The sequence below is a fragment of the Bartonella sp. AP3QHHD genome, assembly GCF_042195765.1.
Classification (GTDB): domain Bacteria; phylum Pseudomonadota; class Alphaproteobacteria; order Rhizobiales; family Rhizobiaceae; genus Bartonella.
The window spans coordinates 1-5501 of the sequence record NZ_JBHIPC010000082.1; the positions used below are offsets into that span (position 1 = coordinate 1).

The 5501-nt window shown below is 36.6% G+C and carries 2 protein-coding genes and 1 pseudogene; all 3 read right to left on the reverse strand.

Features of this window, described 5'->3' with window-relative positions:
- Nucleotides 1-1686, reverse strand: a 1686-nt coding sequence (locus ACFIL7_RS04935; protein WP_375683412.1) for a pertactin-like passenger domain-containing protein, incomplete at its 3' end; no start/stop codon positions are given.
- 281 nt (nucleotides 1687-1967) lie between these two features.
- A pseudogene (locus ACFIL7_RS04940) lies at nucleotides 1968-2199 on the reverse strand (integrase); the annotation flags it as partial.
- A 314-nt stretch (nucleotides 2200-2513) separates the two neighbouring features.
- Nucleotides 2514-5078, reverse strand: a complete 2565-nt coding sequence (gene bafA, locus ACFIL7_RS04945; protein ID WP_375632648.1) for a BafA family autotransporter — start codon at nucleotides 5076-5078, stop codon at nucleotides 2514-2516.
- Nucleotides 5079-5501 lie beyond the last annotated feature (423 nt).

The window sequence follows — 5501 nt, forward strand, 5'->3', positions numbered from 1 at the left end:
AGACATAGACAATACCGCATCTGTAGAGGGAGTGGTCAAAAAGTGAGAAACTGAAAGATTCTCACTCAATTGTGGAAAAGGGTGTTCTTTATGAACTGGACGCACAATCATTTGATCGGCTAAAGATTGAGAAGAGGTTGAAACAGCAGTTTGTTGTTTTTCATCAGAAAGAGGATGAAGACCTGATGGAGGTAACGCTACAAGAGTCTGATTTTCTTGAGAGGGAGATACAGAAACACTAGAGACATTCTGTGCCCCTCTTAAATGACGTGGAGGTCGTGGTTTAGCTGGTTGCTTTATAGTAGGTTTACGAGAGCCTGTATTTTTTCCTCTAGAAGAAGCACCTTGATCAGATAATGCAAGAGGAATCTTCGTTTTCTTGTTTACACACTGTGTTTCAGTATTCGAACGTGTCGTACCTTCAGAGGCTGAACTTAAATACCAAATTGTAGAATAACCACTAGCATCAGCACATCTTTCTCTCTTTCGTAAAACATACTGATAGGCTCCACCATCAACAGCTGTAATGTCCTTACCCGAAAGATCTTCCAGAGTAAAATTAGCGCCTCCAACTTTATCAGTAACTAAATTAATCCCTGTGACCAAACTATTCTGTTGTGAGAGAGGACCTGTAATTTCACGACCAGAATCTGCAACGCTTATTTTGTGATTACCTGAACCTTCATCAATCGACAAGTAATCACTTGAATTCCCCGTAGCATTAATATTGAATCGAAAATGTAAATCCCCTGAAAGTTTCTTAACATGAAGTGAAATATGTCGTGGATCATACGGTATAGAAGTAAAAATAACAGTCCCTCCGTGCCCCCCTAAATCTTCAATTTCAATCTGAGGTTTTTCTCCCATATTCCGTTCACCAACCTCAAATATTATTTCATCCACTCTGTCCTTCATAGGAATTTTTTTCTTAGTCGTATGATTTGTCCTATCACCAGCGAATAAATAAAGTTCTCCGTGATCATTGATCCTTACTTCTCCAAGGACATCTTGTATACCAACATGGAACCACGATTTAGCAAAGTTGTTAATAGTCAGATCATCCACAAACCCTTCAGGATATACAACTTGAATAGCATGATCTTTCAAATTAGTAGCATAAGATTCTCCTAACGCTAAAACGTGTTGTCTCCCATTCCCAGAAACCTGAGCATACATTGATTTCCCTCCCTCTTTTCTTTGTCCTGCATAAAGATTTTGTTCTCCGTTATCTCCCACTTTCGTATACCAAACCCACGCTCCATCATACACATTCTGCTGTCCAACTGTTCCACCATCCCCAGTAACTGTGGAATTATATGCACTACTTTTTCTCTCCACGCTTGTAAGATCAATATATGGCTCTTCATGAATAAACTGCTGACCTCCCAAAATTTTGGCGTTCATTGCAATTCCTGCTCGTGTAACTATTTGTATCCCTCCTTTTTTAATAGTAGAACCTACAGAAGTTTCTCCATTTTCAACAAGCTCTATATCACCATATTCAATCGTAATATTATTTTTGAAAAAACTAGCAATCTGTTCTAATTTTTTTTCTTCCTCTTCTCTATTTACCACATGTGTTGCTCTTGTTAGCACTCTATTCCTACTCTCAACTACACTTGCAGATTGCACAAGATAACTACTGATCATCAATACTGAAAAACTTAATTTGTATTTATACCGCATTATCCACACTCCACTCTCAATTATTTAGAAAAATACCCCGCGGCTACATAGGTAGCTCGTTTTAGATTGTATCATAATGTGTTTTATTTATGTCTAAATACAATTTTTTAGTGTATTTTTTAATTTAAACAACTTTAAGTTGTTTATCTATAAACCACTAAAAAGCTCTAACTTAAGGCAGAAAATTGAATAAAATTCAAAGTGTTTACTTAAATTCAAGGAATAATTTGCATATCTGGAATTATAGATGAAAAAAATGCTCGTGCCCTTTAATGGCGCCCCCCTTCACGTAAAACAAAACGCCATTGGGTTGTACATTCACGCACTTGTTTTAAAGAGACATCTCTCAATGCACTCAAGCCCATTTCGCGACGTCATCCATGAATGGTATACCGGTAAAGCCATTGACCCCCAATCTTTACGCTTATGAAGAAGCGGGCCGGTATCATCATACACTTTGCCATCCCAATGTTGTGATAGCCCTTGACACTAGAGACGATTCATCAGAGACATTTTTACTTCTTTTTTGTATAGTTTTTATACACACCTTCATCCCGCTTGCGATGTGCCAAGCGAATAATTTTGATTGATTCAACATAAACAGATTTGGAATGAGAGAATCCTATGATTTTTGTGACTCTCATTCACCATGCATAGAAATGAATTATTATTATAAATTCAGTATGTTGCCTTTAAAAGAAAGAGTATAAAGACATTTCTACTATTTGAGAAAGTCCTTACACTCTCGAGAAGACATAGCCGAACGTTATCTGTTTAAGTTTGCAAAACAATTACATTTGTAAAGTTAATCAGCCATGCACACATATTTAGAAACTATAGCGTAATCCTAAAATACCTTGAAGAGCATTCTTAATCTTATGTCCTTTTAGATAATGTGCTTCCGCATAAAGTGTTAGTTTATCATTGACCGAACCGTTTAAACCAATTCCCAATTTACCCGCACTGCCTGACAAATCTGTAATAAATTTATACTGGTTATTAATTGTCGTATAATTATTATTTATATTCTCACGCAACCAAGCTGCCATAATGTAAGCTGTTAATGAAGTTTCTGAACTCACAAAAAATTCATGTCCTGCAGTCAATCCAACTTCACTGCGGAATGAAGTTAATGGGCTTAGATCACCTATCATTCCATTGGAAAGTTTTATTCTTTTACCTTCAACCTGCAAACCTGTTAGCTTGATATAAGGCTGCATCCAAGTATTCTGTGCCGGTTCAAAATAACAACCAATCTCAAATGATCCACCTATCGCCCACTGATTGTAATGACTTTGAATGGCTAAACCATTCGTTGATATGGCTTTCAAATTATTTCGGTAATAATTATATTTCAAAACACCATCCATATACCATCCGCGATGATCAAAATAAGTTGCGTAAGTTCCAATGCTATAAGAGCTCAGATCACTATTACCACCTCGTGCATGAGAAATACGTGCTTGATCATAACTACCGAAACCACCAACATACAACTCTCCATGCCTTAATTCACTCAACTGATCAGCACCAAAAACTAAACCTGTTTGCCCAAGCTTAAAGTGTGTATGGCCTGTCGCAACACGTTCTCTGCTCTTAATCCCATAAGTCCATAGTTCGATATCTTTCTTATTTCTGTCCCAAATTTTTCTACCATTCCGTATAATTTGCAACTCATTATTAAAAATAAGTCCAGGAACTACGGACAACGTTAATACTGCATCTGTAGAGGGTGTCGTTGTTGTTTCACCAGGAACAAAAGGATTTTCCGGATCTGGAATAGAGGTTTCTGGTCCACTGAGGCGATCTGCAGATAAAAACCAAACTTTTCCATTTTCATCCTTTCTTTCTTTCAAATCATACATATAAGTTCCACCATCAATGGCGTTAATTTTGTCACCCTTAAGATCTGTCAGTGTAAAATGTGCTCCACCACTTTGATCCATAATTAAATCACGCTTATTTGAAAAAGGATCCGTGATTTCAACTCCAGAATCAGCAACACTTATCGTATGATTCCCAGCACCTTTCTCAACCAAGAGATAATCACCACGGTTATGGGCAATCGTAGTATTGAACGCGAAATGTAAATTTCCTGAAAGATTATTCACATGAAGCTGAGAATAATATGGATCAGAACCTGTAAACGAAAAAATAACACTCCCTTCACCACTTAATTTTTGTATCAAAGAACTTTTTCCATCAAACTCATCAGTAATAGAGTACAGTTTTGTATCTTTTCCATTTAAAATAATATCTTCTACTATGGTATGATGTTGATCATTCCCAGCATAAAGATGGATCTGCCCAGAATGATTTAACTGTGTCTTTCCTTCTAATGTTGCCCCAGCATGCACCCATGATTTTGTTTGATCATTCATTGTTAGATTTTTTACAGATCCATCAGTATATATTTCCTGAATAGCACTCTCATTTAAAATAACTCCAATAGCCTGACCGCCTTTTAAGATACGTTGTTTACCACCGCCAAAAACTTCTGTGTCAAATGCAAAACCACCATTTTTTGCACTTTGAGACTTTTGTCCAACCTCTTGGACACCCCCTTGCATAACTTTCGTATTCCAAACTTTTCCGCCATCATATACTTTTTGTTGGCCTAGTGTTTCATCTTGACCATAAATGATAGTATGAGAAGCACTACTCCCTTTAACCTCTTCTCCAACATCCCCCTCCCCGAAAACAAGTTGCTCACCACCATAAATTTTAGTCCCCTCTACTTTTCCTCCATTTCCAACACTTTGTTGTCCACCTTCTTTAACGACTGCATTTTTCGAAAAGCCTTGTTTTCCCTTTAAAGCCTCAACATTTTCAATTCCGCCATGTTCAATTTTACTATCCTCACTGAGTCCTCCTGCATACACATAAAGCTCTGCACCATTCCTTACTGTGTTATTAATGGATCGCCCTGGGCTATCAATCTCACCATCATTTGAAATGTATGCTTTACCTTCATTATCAAGAATATAATTTTCTAACAGTGCCCCATCTTTAATGGAAATAAGTTCAGGTTTTTTAAGAATTTTAGTATTGTGTTCTTGTACATTATTTTCAACATTTTCACGATGACTGCTGTCAAGCTCCTGTTGACTCACAAACACTCTAGCGCCCTTATCCTCAGTAAAATCGCTAGGCTTTTTTAAAAAGTCTAATTCATTACGCGCCCTTATAATAACATCATTAGATGCTCCAAGTATGCATCTTCCCGTTTTCATATCCTCATTGTATTGATCCTGAAATATTTTGCTATTTTCATAACTTGAAGATTGACAAAAAAGCGGTATCCCCCTCTCATTTGCAGCAGCAGCCTGCACAAAACAGCTGCTCAACATGAGTATCCAACAATGTCGTTTCCATTTATATTGTAGAGCCATATCCTCCCCCCTTTCACGCCTGCATAGACACTGAACGTAATTAGCTCTACAAAACATATTTTCAACCTTAGATTGCAATAATCCTTCTTAAAAATCCCCCTTATCTCATAAAAAACCGTTCCTTATAGTTTTTAAATACTTTTTTGATCAAGAATATAAGGGCGTTTTTATAGTGCTTCTTTAGCATTTCCTCAGAATTTTCTTATCAAAAAAAGTAATGCATAATCAAGTATATAAGGGAATACAGTTTATCATGAACAACGAAGCTGCGTGCTCTGAAAAATTGTTCTCTGATGCTGCATTAAAAACTTAAAAAAACTAATCATACATTTAAAGATAACTAAAAAATAACCATATAATTAGAAACTATAGCGTACACCTAAAATACCCTGAAGGGACTGTTTTGTTTTACGCCCTTTAATA